15 protein-coding genes and 1 pseudogene are annotated in these 18,546 nt (G+C 42.3%); 2 read left to right on the forward strand and 14 right to left on the reverse strand.

Annotated elements, in window-relative coordinates:
- Window positions 1-137 precede the first annotated feature (137 nt).
- Both NBH15_RS25690 and NBH15_RS29440 read left to right on the forward strand, forming a co-directional pair.
- Window positions 138-803, forward strand: coding sequence for a DUF2806 domain-containing protein (locus NBH15_RS25690; RefSeq protein ID WP_303227850.1), 666 nt, complete (start codon window positions 138-140; stop codon window positions 801-803).
- Between the two features lie 247 nt (window positions 804-1,050).
- A pseudogene (locus tag NBH15_RS29440) lies at window positions 1,051-2,090 on the forward strand (PDDEXK nuclease domain-containing protein).
- A gap of 129 nt (window positions 2,091-2,219) precedes the next feature.
- Here the strand turns inward: NBH15_RS29440 and NBH15_RS25705 are convergent.
- From NBH15_RS25705 to hxsD, 14 genes are all read right to left on the reverse strand, one after another.
- A complete protein-coding gene (locus NBH15_RS25705; RefSeq protein ID WP_250823924.1) occupies window positions 2,220-2,711 on the reverse strand; it encodes a hypothetical protein in 492 nt (163 codons plus the stop codon).
- Between the two features lie 108 nt (window positions 2,712-2,819).
- Window positions 2,820-3,098 carry an HU family DNA-binding protein gene (locus NBH15_RS25710; protein WP_128134995.1) on the reverse strand — a complete coding sequence of 93 codons (279 nt, stop codon included), beginning with the start codon at window positions 3,096-3,098 and terminating at the stop codon, window positions 2,820-2,822.
- Window positions 3,099-3,167: 69 nt separating this feature from the next.
- Window positions 3,168-6,152: a BACON domain-containing protein gene (locus tag NBH15_RS25715; protein ID WP_250823925.1), complete on the reverse strand. Its 2,985-nt coding sequence runs from the start codon at window positions 6,150-6,152 to the stop codon at window positions 3,168-3,170.
- A 39-nt stretch (window positions 6,153-6,191) separates the two neighbouring features.
- Window positions 6,192-7,352 (reverse strand): BF2992 family fimbrillin-A clan protein, encoded by a 1,161-nt coding sequence (locus tag NBH15_RS25720; RefSeq protein ID WP_244051085.1) that lies wholly within the window; start codon window positions 7,350-7,352, stop codon window positions 6,192-6,194.
- Window positions 7,353-7,363: 11 nt separating this feature from the next.
- Window positions 7,364-8,476: a fimbrillin family protein gene (locus tag NBH15_RS25725; RefSeq protein WP_128134992.1), complete on the reverse strand. Its 1,113-nt coding sequence runs from the start codon at window positions 8,474-8,476 to the stop codon at window positions 7,364-7,366.
- Between the two features lie 28 nt (window positions 8,477-8,504).
- Window positions 8,505-9,803: a fimbrillin family protein gene (locus NBH15_RS25730; RefSeq protein WP_250823926.1), complete on the reverse strand. Its 1,299-nt coding sequence runs from the start codon at window positions 9,801-9,803 to the stop codon at window positions 8,505-8,507.
- A 49-nt stretch (window positions 9,804-9,852) separates the two neighbouring features.
- On the reverse strand, window positions 9,853-10,827 hold the full coding sequence (locus NBH15_RS25735) for a fimbrillin family protein (RefSeq protein ID WP_250823927.1): 975 nt from the start codon (window positions 10,825-10,827) through the stop codon (window positions 9,853-9,855).
- Window positions 10,828-10,837: 10 nt separating this feature from the next.
- On the reverse strand, window positions 10,838-11,788 hold the full coding sequence (locus NBH15_RS25740; protein ID WP_128134999.1) for a fimbrillin family protein: 951 nt from the start codon (window positions 11,786-11,788) through the stop codon (window positions 10,838-10,840).
- A 48-nt stretch (window positions 11,789-11,836) separates the two neighbouring features.
- On the reverse strand, window positions 11,837-12,775 hold the full coding sequence (locus NBH15_RS25745) for a DUF5119 domain-containing protein (protein ID WP_233567415.1): 939 nt from the start codon (window positions 12,773-12,775) through the stop codon (window positions 11,837-11,839).
- 104 nt (window positions 12,776-12,879) lie between these two features.
- Window positions 12,880-13,881: a hypothetical protein gene (locus NBH15_RS25750; protein ID WP_233567414.1), complete on the reverse strand. Its 1,002-nt coding sequence runs from the start codon at window positions 13,879-13,881 to the stop codon at window positions 12,880-12,882.
- A gap of 469 nt (window positions 13,882-14,350) precedes the next feature.
- Window positions 14,351-15,271 carry a tyrosine-type recombinase/integrase gene (locus NBH15_RS25755; protein WP_128134991.1) on the reverse strand — a complete coding sequence of 307 codons (921 nt, stop codon included), beginning with the start codon at window positions 15,269-15,271 and terminating at the stop codon, window positions 14,351-14,353.
- A gap of 655 nt (window positions 15,272-15,926) precedes the next feature.
- Window positions 15,927-16,787 carry a His-Xaa-Ser system radical SAM maturase HxsC gene (gene hxsC, locus NBH15_RS25760; protein WP_244051088.1) on the reverse strand — a complete coding sequence of 287 codons (861 nt, stop codon included), beginning with the start codon at window positions 16,785-16,787 and terminating at the stop codon, window positions 15,927-15,929.
- Window positions 16,777-18,201 (reverse strand): His-Xaa-Ser system radical SAM maturase HxsB, encoded by a 1,425-nt coding sequence (hxsB, locus tag NBH15_RS25765; protein WP_250823928.1) that lies wholly within the window; start codon window positions 18,199-18,201, stop codon window positions 16,777-16,779. Before hxsB ends, hxsC begins: the two co-directional genes overlap by 11 nt.
- Window positions 18,198-18,545, reverse strand: a complete 348-nt coding sequence (gene hxsD, locus NBH15_RS25770; RefSeq protein ID WP_128134989.1) for a His-Xaa-Ser system protein HxsD — start codon at window positions 18,543-18,545, stop codon at window positions 18,198-18,200. Before hxsD ends, hxsB begins: the two co-directional genes overlap by 4 nt.
- Between the last annotated feature and the right edge of the window lies 1 nt (window position 18,546).

The following is an 18,546-nucleotide window of genomic DNA, read 5'->3' on the forward strand; positions in this document are numbered from 1 at the left end:
TTAAGACTTTTCTTTCTGCAAGATTACCTTTATTCCCCAATTACACAACTTTTTTTGAAATATTTTAATGATTTATGCCACAAAACATATTTTAATAGAAATTTTGGTGCGGTTGCCCTGATGCCGACGATGAAATTATTGAAAGAACAAAAAAACGCATAGCATTACAAGAAATAAATAGACAAATGAATATTGAAGATGTAGCGGATAGATCTATTAAATATTTATCAAAAAATGTTTCAGATACTCCTATTGATTTTGATTGGAAAAATAGATTCTTTAATAAAGTTCAGGATATTAATAGTGATGAGTTAAAAGAAATCTGGGCGAAAATATTGGGAAACGAGGTTTCTAATCCTGGTAATGTGAGTATTAGAGCATTAGAGTTATTGAGTAATTTGGATAAAAAAGAGGCTGAGCTTTTTGAAAAATTAGCATCGATGTCTGTTTTTAATCATTCAGTCCTAAAGGTAAACAATGAAAACTCATATGACCAATTTGGTATAACATTTTCAGATATGCTTGTTTTGGAAGCTGCGGGGTTGATTCATTCAAATGCATCATTAAATATTACATACCCAACTATTCCGCCTTTTAATATAGCTATAATACAGTTTGGAAATAAGATAATAAGTGTAAAAAAGGAAGGTGAAAATAAGATTGTATTTAATCAAACTAGCTTTACTCACGCAGCGGGAGAACTTATCAATATACTTAAATTCGAGCATAACTATAATTATTTATCATACTTTATTGAAGAGAAAAGTAAACAAGGATATGTTTTCCAATATATTAATCAATAAAAACGATTAGTAGGAGAGACTAATAAAGTTAGGTTTTATAAAGCATACTATTAAAATAGAGTTTATACTATAAGTAATGGAAAAAGAATATTATTCATGGTGTCTAGAGTTTCACAATTGGTGAAAAATACAAGACTACTACGAAAGGTTCGGCTTGAATGCTATTATAGAGCTTGATGAAGAATGGTACGATGGCATTCCTCCTAAAATAAAAGAGCTAATAGACTGGTATAAAAAAGAATAAGTCATGACGAAAGAAATAGCGACAATAAACGATAGTGAGTACGCTCAAATACTGCAACGAGCTGTTGCAGAAATTCAGACTGCTCGCGCCACTATTGCCCGACAGGTAAACATGACTGTAAACTCTGCATATTGGAATATAGGTAAGTTGCTCTTTGAAAAAAATTTAGAAGGTGGATATGGTAGTGGTGTAGTTAATAGATTGTCTATTGACCTAAAAGAACAGTTTCCAGATATGGGGTTGTCGCCTCGTAATTTATGGTACATGAAACGGCATTATGAGCTTTATTATCAAGCTGATATAAAACTGCAACGCAGCGTTGCAGTTTTGCCTTGGGGGCATAAATATTACTTATAGATAAAGAACTCACGTTGGAGCAAATATTTTTTTATTCTCAAGAAGCAGTTCAAAAAGGATGGAAAAAAGATTTGTTGCTCAATGCCATAAAGATGAATACCTATGCCAACAGGCAAACGCAAATCAAAAGTAATAACTTTGATATTGCACTGCCCGAAGCGCAAGCAGATTATGCCAATGAGGTATTCAGGAGTTCTTATAATTTAGGGTTTCTTGGAATAGCAGAGCCCATCAAAGAATTAGAGTTGGAGAAACGGTTGGTCACCAAAATCAAGTCATTCATTTTGGAATTAGGTCGAGGGTTTACCTTTATGGGCAATCAATATCGCTTGGAATATAACAACAAGGAGTATTTTGTAGATATGCTCTTCTTTCATCGGGGATTACGTTCGCTCGTAGCTATTGAACTAAAAATTGGAGGCTTCAAACCTGAATACATCGGCAAAATGAATATGTATCTTTCACTTCTCGATCGCTTAGAACGTGGTGAGAATGAAAACCAATCAATAGGTATTATCCTTTGTGCTGATAGAGACCATTTAGATGTAGAGATAGCTTTACAAGATGTGAACAAACCAATCGGGGTCGCTGAATATCAACTTCTGCTACCCAAAGAAGAGCTTCAAACGCTGCTTTTGAATGAAATAAAAGCCATAGAGGAAGAATCTACGTTTGAAGAGAACTAAGAACCATTAGATTATCCACCCTTGCTGACACAATCAGCCTCGAAACTCAAATTAGGTTTCGGGGCTTAACTTTGCTATTGAATCAGAAAATAAAATAATAACAAGATTCGGTAGAATTGAAAAATACTATTAATTCAAGTCCCCGCAATAATCCCCCACCCTCACCTTCCCCGCCAACACCAACACCTCCCTACTAGTAATCCCCCCTTTACTAATATGTCCGGCAAGCGTGCCGATCTTGCCGCAAATTTGGAAACAGATAAGAACAGACATTGATAAATGATTTATTGAAGTTTGTGCAGTACGCTCTACTACTTCCGTTAAATGGAGCATCCGGATAAACAAGACGGGAAACCGAAGGGGGCAACGGAGACAGGTCATCACTGTTTTTTCAATGATGAAATCAACGTATGACTGCCGATCATGGACGATTACTTCTTCAATAAACTTCTGGTGTTTTTTAGGCAAGGTTGACCATACGGTAAATGCAATTTTATAAATCTTTTCACGTAAATGGTTACGACCTTCCTTCGACATTTTATCAAGACTACGGTTAAACTCGTTCACTTCCGGTACTTTTCCATTTGGGAATAATGCTTCTAATTTGTTTTGTTTCTTCATGATGTATCTAATAGGCATTAATAAATAATTGAGGGAAATCTAAAATAAAAGCAGGGAGACACAAAGTCTATTTTTATATGGTCAACACTTGTGCCTCCCTTTTGCTCTCTATTTGGATAGGTTCAAATCTCTAAGCAAAAACTTCCCAGGTTTAAACTTCACACTCCTACGGGCCGGTATCTTACAGGAAATACCGGTACGGGGGTTGCGGCCTGTACGTTCAGCCTGTTCCCAGGCCTTGAAAGTGCCGAAACCCTGAAGTATTATTTCATCCTCTTTTACCCTCTCTGTCAGTATTGCCTGAAAAGTATTGATAAACTTACGGGATTGATTCTGCGAAATACCCATTTTCTCTGCTAATTCGTTTACTAAATCTGCTTTGTTCATAATATGTTATTTTAGATTCTTGATAAATTATATCTATGCTCTTACATTGTAACTTTACCTGGTATGATTTCAGAGGTTTCGGACACAGCGAATATATCGACCATTATAGGTTATTGGACCATAATCAAAACCACCATTGCCGAAATAAATCCTGCATCGACGAGTATTATCACCAGACCAAACTGTACTACTCCAGTAACCAAGAACACTCTCTTCAATGAATGGTTTAACATCAGAAACTGAATTTACGACTATATCTTTATTTACATATATAGCATATAACTCTATTTCTGTGGGAATACGCCACCCTGATAGATTTTCTTCATCCAGATTGGCGCAATACGTCTGCATATTTTCATAAGTTGCACCTTCCGCTTTTTGTCCTTTTTGAACCTGTATAGTATAAAAACCGGTCATTACCCCTTCATCATAACTACAACCATCCGGAAGTAGAATATTACCATCATAATTAAATGGAGGATATTGCGTTGTATTTCTACACGCTGCTTTATATCTGGCCAACAAATTCGGATCAATTGTTACAGAAACACCACCGGCTGCTTGATTAACCTTTACTGTTTTTGAATGATCACCATTGGTTACAGCAATAGTAAATGTTGCAGAACGGACACTCCCCGTATTTTCAGTTGCATTAAATGTTAAAATCAGCTCTGAACCGTTTGCGATAGAAGAGTCGATCGAGGGAGTGATACCGTTTATTCCGCCAGCCGGACTGACTGTCCAGGGTAGACCGTTGGTTCCCTTTACTTTTACATTACCAGAAGTCGCAGTCCTTTCTAAAGACAGTTCTGTTTCAGACACCGTAAATGTGGAGCCCGATTGTTTAACTGCCACTTTCTTTTCTATATTCCCTGCTGTCACTGTTATATCGCCCAAAATGTCTGTGCTATTGAGATTCACCTCGCTTGTTTTATATCCCAGATTCTGGTCATTTCCATTCGTAGTTTCCGGAATAGTACCGGTCAGGGTCAGCCAATCAGGCTTGGTAACAGAAAAAGATAATCCCGAAGTTCCTTTAAAAGAGAGTGTTCCGGCAGCGTCCTTTGTTGCAGCCAACGTTGTGGGACTGGCAGAAACTGTCAGTGCAGAGGCTTTCTGATTCACCTTAATTGTTCCGGTTGGTCCGCCGATTTCATCCCCGGCACGAACAACTATCTCGCCGCTTCGCGCAGAAGAAGAGGGATTGACAGCGATATTAAAAGTCACATTCTGTGCTTTTCCCGTTGTTTGAGAACCTGAGGTCGCACCAACCAATGTAATCCAGTCACCTTCCGTTACCTTTGCCACCCAGTCCAAGCCGGATGTAGCAACAAACGACGATGTTTGATTATTAGCTGCTTCCGGATTTACTTCCATGCTCGAACCTTCTACCTTGGAACCTACTTGCTTTACCACTATTTCCTCTTTCAAGCCAGTATAGCCTATCTCAGCTATCGATGCACCGGCACTCACTGTTATCTTTCCACTCCGTTCCGAAGCCAAGGGGTTACTGGCTATCGCTTTTATTTTCAATGCCTGCTCACTTCCGAATGCTTCATCTCCTGAAAAAGCCGGATTATCGTCTGCCCAACTCCACCAATCCTCCCCGCTTAAGGCAGCCAGCCATGGTAAACCTTTTGTAGTAGTAAAGGAAGAAGCCCCTTCCGAACCCTCTGCCGCGCCTAAAGAGATAACATCACTCCCTTTAGACAAGGCGGATCCTTCCTGCGTAATGGTTATCTCCTGATTCTCTCCGTTCACATTTACAGAAAAAGTCACACTCCTGTCTTCGGCTTTCGGATTCGCAGACACCGACTGGAAAGTAACCATAGCAGGCCCCTGATGGCTTACTGTTACCCCAGTTCCGGCAGCCACACCTCCTATCATTGCCAACAACCATTCTTCCAAATCGAAAGACCACGCCTGCCCCGGACGGGCGGTGATCTGCACCTCTTTTATCCCCCCCTTCTCTGCCGGCATCTTTCCCGGATCGACCTCTATTGGCGGTATCTCATTTACCGTAATACGTTCATCGGAAATATCTATACCGACCAACGTCACCTTCATTACATAATGGTAATTACGCTCGATATTGTAATTATTCATTCCATCACCCGGATAAAAACGGAATACAACATTGTTATATGTCACTCCCCCCTGCACAGCCGTACCCGTCAATTCGATATAAGTAGCATTTGTCACCCCCATACCGATCTTCTTTTTTTCTGAGTCGATTGCGTTCCCATCACTGACAATACCCGCCATATTCTCCGGTAGATACCAATACATGGTAGCACCGCCTCTATCCGCTATTCCGGTATAATCTGTATATGTCATACCTACCAACTGGTTTTCAGGCACATCAACCTGCATTTTCTGCGGAACCGAGTTCAATGTCACAGTATTAGGAGTAAAAGTAAACCCCTCTCCGGCGATCGAATAAGTAAACGATATCTTAGCCACCATACGGGATAAATTCACCCTGATATCCTTTACTCCCCCTTCTTGTACTATCCCGCTCCACATCCCTGTCATTCCACACAGATTACTTTGGGGTAATCCGGTTTCGGTCGAAACATACGTCAACAGCAACTTTTTCAAGGCAGTTTCGGTTGCTATCTCTCCCTGGTCACCCATATTAGTAACGAACCACACATGAGATTCTGAACCTTCTCTATCATGTTTCAATTTAATATTAAGTGTATTGCCTGTTAATGAAGAAATATATTTAGCATACAAAAGCTTACCGCCAACATATTGCCCCACCCAGACACTGGCAATCTTACTTTCCTGTGCCTCTTCCAGCGGAGTAGCTGCACGAGTACCGATCGAATCCGATTCCATAGTGCCATCGGCAGTAAACAGTATGCTGCGGGTTACCGGTATATGGTTTGCCAGGACATTCAGATTAAAACCGGCATCCACTTTTTTCAGCGTAGGCAAAGGAATATCATCATCCACGTCTGCCTGTGTACAACCGACTATCCAAAGTAAAACCAAACAGCCAAACAGGCGAATCCAATGTTTGTACCTTATTTCACTCATTTGTTTCATTATATCCTGTTTTATTCTATTGTCATTTTATATCCGCAATTATTGACCACCGCCAACTTCCCCATCAGTCCACACAATTTCTTTCCAGCTTGCCACAACAAACGAAGTTCCTATTCCTTCATTGATATCCGGGTCAGGATAGGGTTCGTCCGGAGCTCCTACATTCGCATCTGTAAAGAAGATTGTCTCCTTCCAATCCAGTACTGTCATGAACAGGGAGCTTTCGTTGTTCTTCATCTCCAGGGTGAAAACATATCGTTTACCTTCATCGAAAGATATATTTTTATCGATCGTTGCTTTCAACGTCGCCGTTTTATCATCCCTCTGTACTTCGATCTCCACATCAAAAGGTTCCGTATTTTTAGGAAGAAGTATTCCTTTTGTCTTGTTCAAACCCAGATTATCGGCATCAGGCTCCACGGGTTCAAATTCTTCCGAAGCAAATACCACTTCCGTTTTATCTCCGGCTTCGCCACCGGTGCATGGAATACCGGTATCTTCACCTACTATAAGAGCTGCACCGGACGAGGATATTTTACTTATGGTCAACCCGGTTGCATACAGTCGGGTGAAAGGGATCACATTCTCTTTGGATGGAGCTACATTGAATACTACTAATGCACATTTACGACTGAAAGTCGCCAAAGTTACCAGACGCGAACTTGCCGATATAGTTACGCCACGGACAAAAGATGTCATTACATCCTCTTTATGAGGAATATCTGTTATCTTATACGTCCCATCAACACTTTTTGTCAGTTTCCTTGCCGGAGAAACAGCATAAAAATCATACACTCCTCCCCTGACAACCATGCCTTCGGCTTTGCCATCGACCGGTTTTCCCGTATCGTCTACCGAACAAAGTGCCAACAAACCGTCGGCCATGACCTTATAGGTAGCTTCAACGGTGGGAGTCGTCGTAGAAAACGGAACGGGAGAAGCCTCTACCCCTATGCTACTCCTGTAATAAGCAACAATCCGTATAGTTGAACCTTCCGGCAACGGAGTCGGAGCCGGCACTTCTGTGTCTTCTGCACGCGTCAGCACAGCGGGTATCCCCAGGTCGGGTTTAACGAATCCGACCTCTACCAACCGGGCTTCCTCCGGTACAATATCTTCTACCATACCGCAGGCACATCCTGTAAGCAGTCCGGCCAACAAGAGTTCTGGCAAAAATAATCGTGTCAACATCCGTTTCATTTTCTCATTTATTATTCGACAGGAATATCCACTGAACCGCCATCGTTCCAACCGGCCACTTTCACATCTGCTATCTCGATCCCTTGCGGCGACATACGGATATTATAGATGTAGTTGTATCCTTTTTCCCAACTGGCGGTAAATGTTCCGAGAACGTCACTGTCGGCTCCCGGAACCATATTAAACGTACGACCGTCATCGAGTGTCAGCTCCAGAGAGATACCTACATTGCTGACAGGAATAACCAGACCAAAAGCCTGTACCGGGACTTCCGACGCTACGTCTGTACTGGTTCCTACCACGCGTTTATCACCTCCAGCCGTAAATTGCAGCAGATCGACAGGCGTTATTGTTCCGGTTGTTTCACCCGTTACCAGACTCAATTGGGCGGCAGCAGACTTTTTGAATCCTCCGTTACTTTTCAATACGATTTTAGCCACCCGACAACCGGCAAAAGAAGAACCTGCATTAACTTCCAGTACACGGAAACTCACTTTTGCCAATGCATGATTCATCGTCAAAGAAACCTCCGGATGCCAACGATCTACCTGATCCGCAGCCGTGCAATAAAGGTAATCCTCCTGGTCGGTTTCCCATTGCACATCCGTTGCTGCATCTACCGTTGCGTTACCGTCAGAAAAGTAGAACTTCTGCTCGTCCAACACCTTTACACCATTCATTAAAAGAGCTTTCGGAATGCCTGCGAGCGAAACACTCTTTTCTGCCGGAGCATAGCCATAAACTGTCCCTTTCTCCGAATACAAAAGAAGCGTTTCCTCTCCTTCTGCCAGTTCCCAGAGAGGAGGACTCCCTGCCGGATTGTATACGAACTGCTGGCTACCGACAGCGTTGTTGTATAAAATCTCCGTACCACTACTATTCTGTTTCGTCACGCAAATGCCTATCCCGGTCAGCGGGTTCGGGTTCCTATTCGTTTCCCCGGGGCCGCCCGTTACGACACTTCTCGACTCTACCTCCATCCACATGCCCAGATTCTTCACTCGAAAAGGAACACCCTCTTCCGGATCGTCGCCACCAGACCCCGGCAAAACGATCTCTGCCTCTGTACACGCAGTACACAGTAACAAAAACACAGGTACTAATCGGTATAAGAATGGTTTCATGGGATTTGTCTTTTTTATTATTAATGTATTACAATGAAATATCCGGTTGTTCGTCTTCCACCCAGTCTTCCACAGTTACATCCATCACTGTCAACTTATTACGGCCGGCAGAGAACGTATCGATGCAGTTGGAACCCGCCGTCCATTCATGAGCCGGCAGAGTAACCGTATATTCGACAGGCGTATTACCACCCTCCTGGAGGGTTATCACTACATCGATTTCATTATCGCCAAAACCAGCTATCGGATAGACGATTGCACTGACTTTTTTAGATACGGCCTGTCCGGTCGTAGTTTTATCTCCGATAAATACTTTGTCGCTTTGTTCTCCCTCCTTGATCTGCTTCATCAGGACGTAATTCGTAATTGTACGGCTAAGTGCTCCGGTGGTTGAATTATCGCTTATTGCGCCATCTGCCAACGCCATCTTGCCGGTTCCGGTTTTAAAAAGATTGGAGCTGTTTTGATGGTTCTTGATTTCAAACTTCGTAAAATTCACATCATTATCACTCAAGTTGCCACCATCGTACACACGGAAAGATACCATCGCCATGGCATGCTTCATGGCCAGGTTGATCAGGTAGCCGGGGTTATTCGCATCGGTATTATTCGGGCCACTCTCCGGATCGAAAGGTATCTGCCCTTTGGCACGGCCGTTGTTTACATTCCGGCCACCCTCCGTCCCATCAAAATACAGGTAGTCTTTTTCGGTTGTTAAAGACAGGCTTACCCCCTTGTTTTTGTTAACTGACCATGAAGTGGCATTCCAGATTTTCTTCGCATTATTTGCCGAAGCATCCATCTCTCCGCTAGCAATAACTGTGATCGGGATTTTAAGATCGGATTCATTGCTTATACTTAGCAGGCTACTCAGTGCATTTACATCATACGGATAATAAGCATATACCTTACCTACCGTTTCTTTCAGATAATAAGGCTTTTCATTCTTGGGGTCATAGCTAAGACCTTTCTCGGTAATCGAAATCCAGTTCTCACCTTTTGCATCTCCCATATACCATACATGAGGGCCGGTATAGCCGGAACTCGATGCATCGGAAGAATACCAGTCAGTTGCATCCGAGTTGGTCACCACTACTCCCAGACCGGGAGCTGTGTTATAATCCGTATAGGTAATCGCACTGCCGCTCACCACCGATTTCGTTGCCGTCCTCGTTCCGGCTTCCACTTTCAGGTTCGGGTTGATACCCAGTGCCACCTGGCCGTCACCGCCACCCGGTTCCGGCTCTATTCCTGTCTCTGTTTCCGAGCAGCTTACCGCTGTCACAAGGGCTATCAGCATGACCCACTTTGTCGTGATCGTTTTCATTTTCATTCGTTTTAAAAGTTTTATTTCCTGTTTATTCATTCGTATTTTATCATATCGGCATCTCCCCTTGTTCATCCTCCATCCACGCTTCCACACTGACATGCGTGGTTTGTATGTTGGCTGCTCCGGAGAAAAAGAGCGAGACGATATGGCTTTTACCGGTTTGAAAACCGCCCTCTATCCGGATGAAAACATCGGAGAGGGTTTCTTTCTGGTTGCCATTGCCGTCTTTCGTTGTCGTAATCCGAAGATGGAGCAGATGAGCCGCTGTCCCGTCCACCGGGAATGCCGGAAGAAGGAGACAGCCTTGTGCCTCAGGAGGCGATCCGTCGGACGCTACCTGAGGGATTAGCAGACCGGCAATATCCTGCACCGGGAGGGTCTTTATATCTTCCGCCACGGATATATCCGTCAGACGGGGCGTTTCCGCTGACAAATCCAGTTCCTGAAGGGTATGTACATCTGCCGCTTCGATCGTTTGTATCGTTCCCCATGCATCGGCTCGGTCATTATAACAGACCAAGCGGACCTGAGTCAGCAAATGACGGAACGTACAGGTCGTCACCGGAACATAGCCGTTTCCCTCGAGGATTCCCGTTGCCATGATATCCGTCGTTCCGTCTATGCAGAAGGTTACTTTGCCCGTTCCTGCATCGGTTGTCGGCTCCCCCTTCGCCGGATAATAACCGTGCAGGCGGATATGACGGTCATCCGCCGGGTACGACTGCGACTGGGCAAATACAATCGGGCGGTTCCCCCTTCCACCCTGACGCACAGCCTCGTGTACAGCCCACCCACTGTATGCACCCATTGAAACCGCCGATTCATCCTGACGGGCAAAGCTAACCTTCAGATCCTGTTCATAGCCCGAGCCGATTATCCCGCGCGTCGACGCTCCGATCGCACCTTCCAGGCAAACTACCGTTTCCGGAAGCGGAGGCGGTATAGGATTGCTGTCCGAACAGGCGGCAAGGTCCCAAAGGATGGCGATGGATATGAATGCTGCTACTATGAAGTTGTTCATGACTCTATGGTTATTCTCGGGGGGTTACTATTGTACTGCCGCCGTTTCCCGGCAGCCACGGGGCGATACCGGATTCTACCGCTATTTTACCGTCCTCCGTAAAGGTGAGCGTGATCAGATGCGGATAGCCTGCTTTCACTCCTTCACCGATATTCGAGACTGTGACATTCAGGGTTTTCGCATTCCCATCATATGTTCCTTTCACTTCCAGAGAGACAGGCAGACTCTCCGTTCCCATATTGGCCGTCGGGTAAAGCAGCAGATAACCGGTTGGCGGAGTTTCGGCATCTAAAGCAGAGATCATAGAAGGACAGTTCTTAACTGTCAGTGTCTGGTCGGCCGTACCCGTGACCGTTAGTTTAGCTCCGCTTGTTTTATCCAGCGATAGCTTCAATCCCGTGGCTACATTTTTTACTTTAATGGAAGCGACCGCCGTCCATCTGCTGATCGCACCAGCTGAACCAACACACTTGAACTGCAACTGGGTTAGCAGGTGGCTGAAAGTAAAAGTCTCGAACTTATCGACCAGCGAACCGGTCTGCACACCTGTCACCATGATGTCCTCGTCGCCCGTTATAGTGTAAGTGACACTGGTGGGGTTGACGGTTCCGCTCGGTTCCTTGCGGGGATAATAACCAATCAGGACAGACTCTCTCTCTTCCGCCAGATAGATTTGTTCCGGCTCAAAAGTCAGCGCCATATTACCCGTACCACCTGTACGGACTGCGTCGATAGAGGTCCACGCAGCACCCGTTGCACCGGGGTTATCCAAACGGGCAAACGATACTTCCAGGTCATTCGTATAACCACCGCCGATCACCGCACGGGTAGCCTCAGCTATTCCGGCATTCACCTCTATTACTTTAGCCGCTCCATCCGTCACCGGCTCTTCCATGTCGGTGCAACCTCCTACCAGAATAGCCACCGACAGACTCATAATAAATAATTTCCATCTTTCCATATTATACCAGTGTTTTATCGTTATTATTACTATCGTTTTCATTTCGTTTCAAGGAGTAACCACACCCGAACCGCCGTTACCCAGTTTCCACTCCTTCAGCGTGATCGTCAAACCGGACATTTCATCATAGCGGACAACCAGATCCAGTATCACATGTGTCGTAATTCCGACAGCGAATGCCTCTTTCACCTCATTCGTTATATCCGTGGATGAAGTGATTTCCTTTCCGTCTGCCAGTGTCATCGTTAGGATCAGGTCGACCATTTCACAGCTTTCCTCACCCGAAGACAATCCAAACAGGTTCAAGGTTGATGTATAAATGCCAGGTCCGGTCTCTTCCGGCTCGAACGTCATAAAGGCCCGCGTATCGAATAGCGGCTTGCCGGAAGGTATATGAACCCGTGACGAAACACCGGTCAACCTTCCCGACAAGACCGCCGGAACGACATCATCCTGATCCCTTCCTGTGACTTTTATATTCATTTCCAATGTACGTACAAGATTCACCACAGACAATTCCTTTGCCACGACTTCTCTGCCACCCACCTCGATCAGGTCTAAACCCGCCCCGTAAAGGTTACCTGGGCAGGCTATCTGCACCGATGAAGATTTCAGGGAAGAAAGCCGCTGAGCCCTTCCGCAGGCTTCCTTATAACCCTTCTCCATTTCAAGCGTGCCCCCCGTACACCCCCTGTTACAGACAGCTACCCGGTAACAACCCGAAGGCAACGTACCTTCATACCCCGAAACGTCCCCCGTACGGATAATCGGACTATCCAAACCTTCCGGATAGAAATACCACGTCGTATTCTCCGGGCAACCACTGTCAGGGCGACGAAGCAGTAAACGTACTTTTCCGTTCTTCTCCCAATCCTCGTCCGTCATACGGTATGCGCAGGATAAGACCGCCACAATCCATACGGCATATATCATCCAACCCACCAGTTGCTTTATACGATATTTCTTATTTCTTTTATTCCTTTCCATCTTCCTATCTGATTTGAAAACGGTACGACAAACTGATCCGAAGTCCCAGCATAAATCCCGTCGAGGCAAAACGGGTTTCCAAATAATTCCGGTCATCCGGCGCGTCATAACGGTATTTCTTCCCATCGAAGACCGAACGGTAACCGGCACGTACACTCAGCCCCATCCCCAAACCTCCGGCCAGGGAGAAACGATACCCCATCGACAGGCCCGCCGACCAGATATACAGGGTTTTGTTCCATAGACATTTCTTCTATCCTTACAGACCCGGTTAGCTGTCTTTTACCTCCTTTCTCCTTCTGTTCTTTAATTTCTGCTTGTAATCCGGTTTCTGCAGAAGCAACCGTTTTTCCGATTGTCTCTTTATGCTTTGTTACCCTCCGCACTGTTTCCCTGGTTGTTACAGTGGTGGCTAAAGCAACGTCCTGTTCTTCTTTCCATTTACTATAGCGTACTGTATCCGTCACCGATGCCAGCCGGTAATCTTCCAATTCCGTACGGTCGAAAAGAGGATCGTCGATACGATAGACTTCGCGGTCGTAACCACCAGCTTCTCCACGACGGTACAAATCCACATAAGGGATTGCGCCGTACTCACCGATAGCTGCCTTTACGGCTATCGGATAACGGCTCTCACTGTAATAGATCGAGGTGTTGGCAAACCACGGAAGCGGACGGTATACATTATATATATGTATCTGATCGCGATAGCTGCCGCTACGGTCGATGTAAAAAGCGACACAATCATGAGGGATATCGAAACGGTTTTTCAGATAGACACGGATACGACTGGCACGCAGCGAAGCTTCGTTCACCACTGCATCCTCTTCATAGCCATAAGCATCCACATGTGAAACGATCAAGAGGTGGCTGTCTCCTTTCAGCAGACGGTTGCGGGAGGCATCCAGAAGTTGCCCCATACGCTCTAATTGGTAAGCGTTATCGCCGTAATCAGCCAGGAACAGGTCGCAGTTTTCTTTGAAAGAGAATAAAAAAGATTCCGCCTTATGATAGGTCGTTGTCTGCGCAGTCACTTCCCGCCAAACCAGGCTGAAAAATAACAACAGGCAGAACGCTTTTCTTTGTGATCCTTTTATCCTATACATAATATTATATCAATACCAGTCTTTGATTTTCCGATTTACTTCTAAGGTGCCCCCTTATTTATATAATAAGGGGAAAAGATAAAAAGCACCTCGGTTTTGAGGGGGATTTAATGAATTTTGCCCCTGGGATATTTTGGATTGATGTCTTATTTCAATATTTTGTGGAGTAAAAACATGTAAAAATGAGAACAGTTTTTTTCAAACGGATATTAATAAGACAGCAGTCTTCACCCGCCTTATGTCTTATTCTTTGAAAATTATGATTTAAAGGTCACAAGCAGGGAACTGGGTTAATTAATACAAATTCTATATGTTTTTTTTAGGATTTTACCCAAAAGCTTTGTTTTTCCATAAGATTCTTCCTATGTTTGCAGAGCATTCAAACTCTTTTGCGAAATCCACAAGTTGTAAAGGCTTGGATATGAAACAAAAAGAGAGGAAATTACCTTATTATATAAATAAGGATAATTTATGCAGCCATCAGTTCCTTCACACCTTCAGAAACCCTTTTATTTGCTTCTCCTACCTTACCTGCATCAAAAGCAGACAAGTAAATGCGTGTCATTTTCTCGGAAGAATGCCCCAGGGCTTGGCTGATGATAGCGATCGGTATCCCCAGATGATAAGCCGCAGATGCCCAGCTATGGCGAAAAACATAGGTCGTCAACTTTGCAGATAAACCCAATAAGACCTGCACATCTGCCAGATATTGATTTTCCTGTGCCAGACATTGTTTATACTGTTCATGCGTAGCTCCCTCCTGTAACACAGGAAAAAGATATTTGGAATCCGCCCGCCTGTAACGATTAATCAGTAACTGCATAGGCTCCGAAACTTCCATCTCGATCAGTGCACCTGTTTTTTGCCGGCGATACGACAACACTTTTCCTTCTTCAACCAGGTTCTCCCCTCCTAGACGAACGATATCCGCAAAAGGCATACCGCAAGCCAAAAAAGAAAACAGGGCCATATCCACCGCCAGCTTTTTCTCCGGTTCTTCTTCCAGATCAAGTGCAGCCATCTGCTTAATCACTTCCACCGGAACCGCCCGTTTAACAGTCTCCTCCCGTTGCAACTGCATCCCCTCGAACGGCCGTTCCTCAGGTCGCCCTTTCCACCCCCGGCAAGCACGGTTGTACATCGCCCGTAGATTACTAATATAACTATTCACCGAATTCACACGCAATTTCTTTCCCTTCAAGTACAAGAAAAACTCCTGCACAACATCCTGCGTCACATCTCCCAGCAACCCGTTCTTTCCTCTCTCACGAATGAATGCTGCAAAATGATTTCGGGTAGCACGATACAAATCGGCCGTGCTTTCATCCCCATTACTACGCTTCTGCTTTTCCTGCTCAAGCATCAGCCTGCAAAAATCTTTATTTCTCATAACTTATTCCTTCTTTATCGTTATTAATCAAAAAGATAAAGATAAACATTCAGGGCTTGCAGATTGTTCGATTTTCGCTGTTTTAGCTAACGGCACTATCTCTAAAAAAGCATGTTTCAGAAAGAAAAGTCCTATTCCCACCCTCATTTCCGACCTTCATTCCTACCCTTACACAGATTCATCACAATGATTCTTCCCAATCATCACAATACCTTGTGGAAGTCATCACAATGACTCCATGCACTTATCACAATGAACTGGACTAATCATTACAATGAAATTTTTAACATTACAAAATATTAGGAAATTTACTTCGTGATTATCGCATAAAACGGGGTAATACACCTTTCAGAAAGCTGGAAGGTATTTCCGGACAGTTTATTTTCTTGTAACAGATTGCTGCTGGTTTTGTCCTATCTCTGTCATCTACTCTAAAACATTGCAATGATTGTATTTGCAACTATCTAAATGTCAGCACCAAAAAGAAAATTCCCTCAATCCGTCATTATTAAACTTCGGATTGAGGGGATAAATGCTTTTGAACTGTCCTTTACCTTTATATATAGCAAAGAAAGAGTATATGAATTAACAGAATGTCAAAAGGATATAAATTCTAATTCTGATTCTTCAAACAATAGATAAGAAATTCTCTATACTAAATTAGTATAGGTTTGATATTAGGGCTTTGCATCTTTGATGTTGAAAAAAGGCCGCAGCACTCATTTTTCTTTGAACAAGTTGAGCATGTATCTATATAAGTTACTTTCCAATCGGAAATAGATTTCTTTGCAAATTTGTATAGTGATGGCTTTAGTAAGCAGAGTGGTATGTTAAAAATAGAAACATCCAGGTTCCACTCTGCTAAATTTATGACTGCTTTTTCAATCTCCACCAAATAATCAATCGGATCAATCCAAATTTTATTATGATTTTTAATAGAATATCCTGTATCTTCCAATCCCATAAATGATATAGATGCGACGAATGGTAAATTTCTCCAAATAAATTCAGACAGTTGTGGGAGTCTTCGATAATTCATTTTATTGATAACAACTCGTAGTTCTATATCTGCTCCAATATTTGCAAGGTTGTATAACCCCTTCATTGTTTCTATATATGAATCTTTTACTTGAGTTATCGCATCATGTTCTATCGAAAAATCTGAATGCAATGGAATACCAAACAAAAGATTAGAAAATTCAACAAACATTCTAGTATATTGAATATCCGAGAATGCTCTTCCATTAGTCAGTATATGTATCAAACTATCTGGATAACGAAGTTCTATGTATTTAATTAGATGTACTAATTTTTCTTGTAGTAAAGTAGGTTCCCCACCAGTGATTCCAATATCTGTTAGACCATTAGGAGCATTATCTATAAGTCTTATATTCCTTTCAAAAAAGAAATCTATATCATCCCTATTCAATGGCGGCTGTGCGCACATTAAACACCTGTTGTTACATTGAGAAGTAACAAATAATGAGTTGTCGTTGGAATTTATATCAAAATCCATTTTCATTTTTATTAATCCATTGTTTGAATATCGGCATAACCCTATCATACTCATTCTGAATCAAATAAAACAGATAGGTGATAATAGTTTTATGCTTTTTACAAAATGAGGAAGTAGGACGAAAGCCATACATATCATTTTGGGTAGAATAATTTCGTACTGGGTCAGCACCACAATAAGATTGAAAAGCACAATCAGCACATCCTGCAATAAACTCAGTTCCCGCGATTAAGGCTATTTGTTGAGCTTTTTTTCCATAAAATAGATTTTCATACTTATCTGTAACATGTCCTAGCCTGAATGTATAATCATGATACTCTGCTAACATCCTTGATTCGTCAGATGCATAGACATAACCATCATAATTATAAACAACAACACTATTTATTATACCAGCAGGAGATTGCAAATCAACAAATCCAGTTGTAAAGGGAGTAAGCATCTTACGCAATAATATAGCCGTAAACTCTTCTACAAAAAAGTCTCCTCGGATATTGATATCAATAATATAGTTTAATGCCAATTTATAAAAGGTTACAAAATTCTCAAAATACAAATCCCAACTTGTATTATTTAGAGCTAAGCCATAAGGATTTAGAGGACGAAGAAATATACTATTAAAACCATTTGATAAATAATTATCGATAATTTCTTTAGGATAATTTAATGACAACTCCGATGTGGTCATTAATGCAGAGACTCTATCTGTTCCTAAATAATTTCTAGCTTTACTTATGCCTTCTATTACACGCTTATAGCTATCAGTTTTTCCTCTGTTGTGATTGTGTATAAAGGCTGGACCATCCAAAGATGTTGAAATAAGAATATTATACTCTTTGCACAGGCATAATATTTCTTCCGTTAAATTTACAGAGTTTGTACATAGAACATATGTTATCTGCTTTTTGTACTTTTCATTTAATTCTACTGCTCTTTCTACAGCCTTTTGTAGTAGAAGAAAAGGTAAAGAAGGTTCACCTCCTTGAAATTCCATTGTGATAGAGTGTGATGGACTTTGAAACATTAAGTCTATGGCTTTAAATAGACACTCTTCACTCATATCATATTTAGTCTCACTACTCTCTTTACTAGATGCTTGACAATAAATACAATTTTGATTACATCTCAAGGTCAAAACAAAAATATGTAATGATGTGAATGAATCGAGAAAGGCTTTTTTAGTCCTCAGCCTTGTCGCCATATTATCTATTAATTCAGGTATGGGGTGTTCTGATATAAAAAAGTTAACAATTAAGTCTTTGTATATATCTTCTTGTTTATTGAGTTGACGATTGATTATTCTTTCAACAGTACCTATTGGAGCAAATATAAAATCCCCCAACTCATTGACTAGTAATTCTTGTTCTCCAATTTTTTCAAATTGAAATGGTAATAAACAATAGCGATTTTTCATTCTAATACTATATTAAAATCCTCAAAATCATCATTGTTAGCGAAAGCTTTTACATATAAGATGTTACGAATGTCTTTAGTTTCATGTATAATCAAATCTCTATTTTTGTAATCTATTAAGTCTTGATTGAACTTACTAGTTAGCTGTTCAAACGTGTAAGAAGTTTTTACAGAGGATTTGGGTTCAAGAGTTATTTCGTATATACTGTCACTTACTTTATCCCAGTAAATAATAAAGGAGTCTGCGTACCAATACAACGCTTTTGTTATTACACATTCACTAAAGATATTTGTGTCAATTGTAAAACAAAACTTATTTTCAGATTTTACTTCAGCTTTAACCATA

Source organism: Parabacteroides caeci (assembly GCF_023656795.1).
Classification (GTDB): domain Bacteria; phylum Bacteroidota; class Bacteroidia; order Bacteroidales; family Tannerellaceae; genus Parabacteroides; species Parabacteroides segnis.

Coding starts and splice junctions, on each gene's coding strand:
- NBH15_RS25745 (WP_233567415.1), bottom strand. CDS start 12,775: ATGGAAAGGAATAAAAGAAATAAGAAATATCGTATAAAGCAACTGGTG.
- NBH15_RS25730 (WP_250823926.1), bottom strand. CDS start 9,803: ATGAAAACGATCACGACAAAGTGGGTCATGCTGATAGCCCTTGTGACA.
- NBH15_RS25720 (WP_244051085.1), bottom strand. CDS start 7,352: ATGAAACGGATGTTGACACGATTATTTTTGCCAGAACTCTTGTTGGCC.
- NBH15_RS25755 (WP_128134991.1), bottom strand. CDS start 15,271: ATGAGAAATAAAGATTTTTGCAGGCTGATGCTTGAGCAGGAAAAGCAG.
- hxsC (WP_244051088.1), bottom strand. CDS start 16,787: ATGGATTTTGATATAAATTCCAACGACAACTCATTATTTGTTACTTCT.
- NBH15_RS25750 (WP_233567414.1), bottom strand. CDS start 13,881: ATGTATAGGATAAAAGGATCACAAAGAAAAGCGTTCTGCCTGTTGTTA.
- NBH15_RS25740 (WP_128134999.1), bottom strand. CDS start 11,788: ATGGAAAGATGGAAATTATTTATTATGAGTCTGTCGGTGGCTATTCTG.
- hxsD (WP_128134989.1), bottom strand. CDS start 18,545: ATGGTTAAAGCTGAAGTAAAATCTGAAAATAAGTTTTGTTTTACAATT.
- NBH15_RS25705 (WP_250823924.1), bottom strand. CDS start 2,711: ATGAAGAAACAAAACAAATTAGAAGCATTATTCCCAAATGGAAAAGTA.
- NBH15_RS25710 (WP_128134995.1), bottom strand. CDS start 3,098: ATGAACAAAGCAGATTTAGTAAACGAATTAGCAGAGAAAATGGGTATT.
- NBH15_RS25715 (WP_250823925.1), bottom strand. CDS start 6,152: ATGAAACAAATGAGTGAAATAAGGTACAAACATTGGATTCGCCTGTTT.
- NBH15_RS25735 (WP_250823927.1), bottom strand. CDS start 10,827: ATGAACAACTTCATAGTAGCAGCATTCATATCCATCGCCATCCTTTGG.
- hxsB (WP_250823928.1), bottom strand. CDS start 18,201: ATGAAAAATCGCTATTGTTTATTACCATTTCAATTTGAAAAAATTGGA.
- NBH15_RS25725 (WP_128134992.1), bottom strand. CDS start 8,476: ATGAAACCATTCTTATACCGATTAGTACCTGTGTTTTTGTTACTGTGT.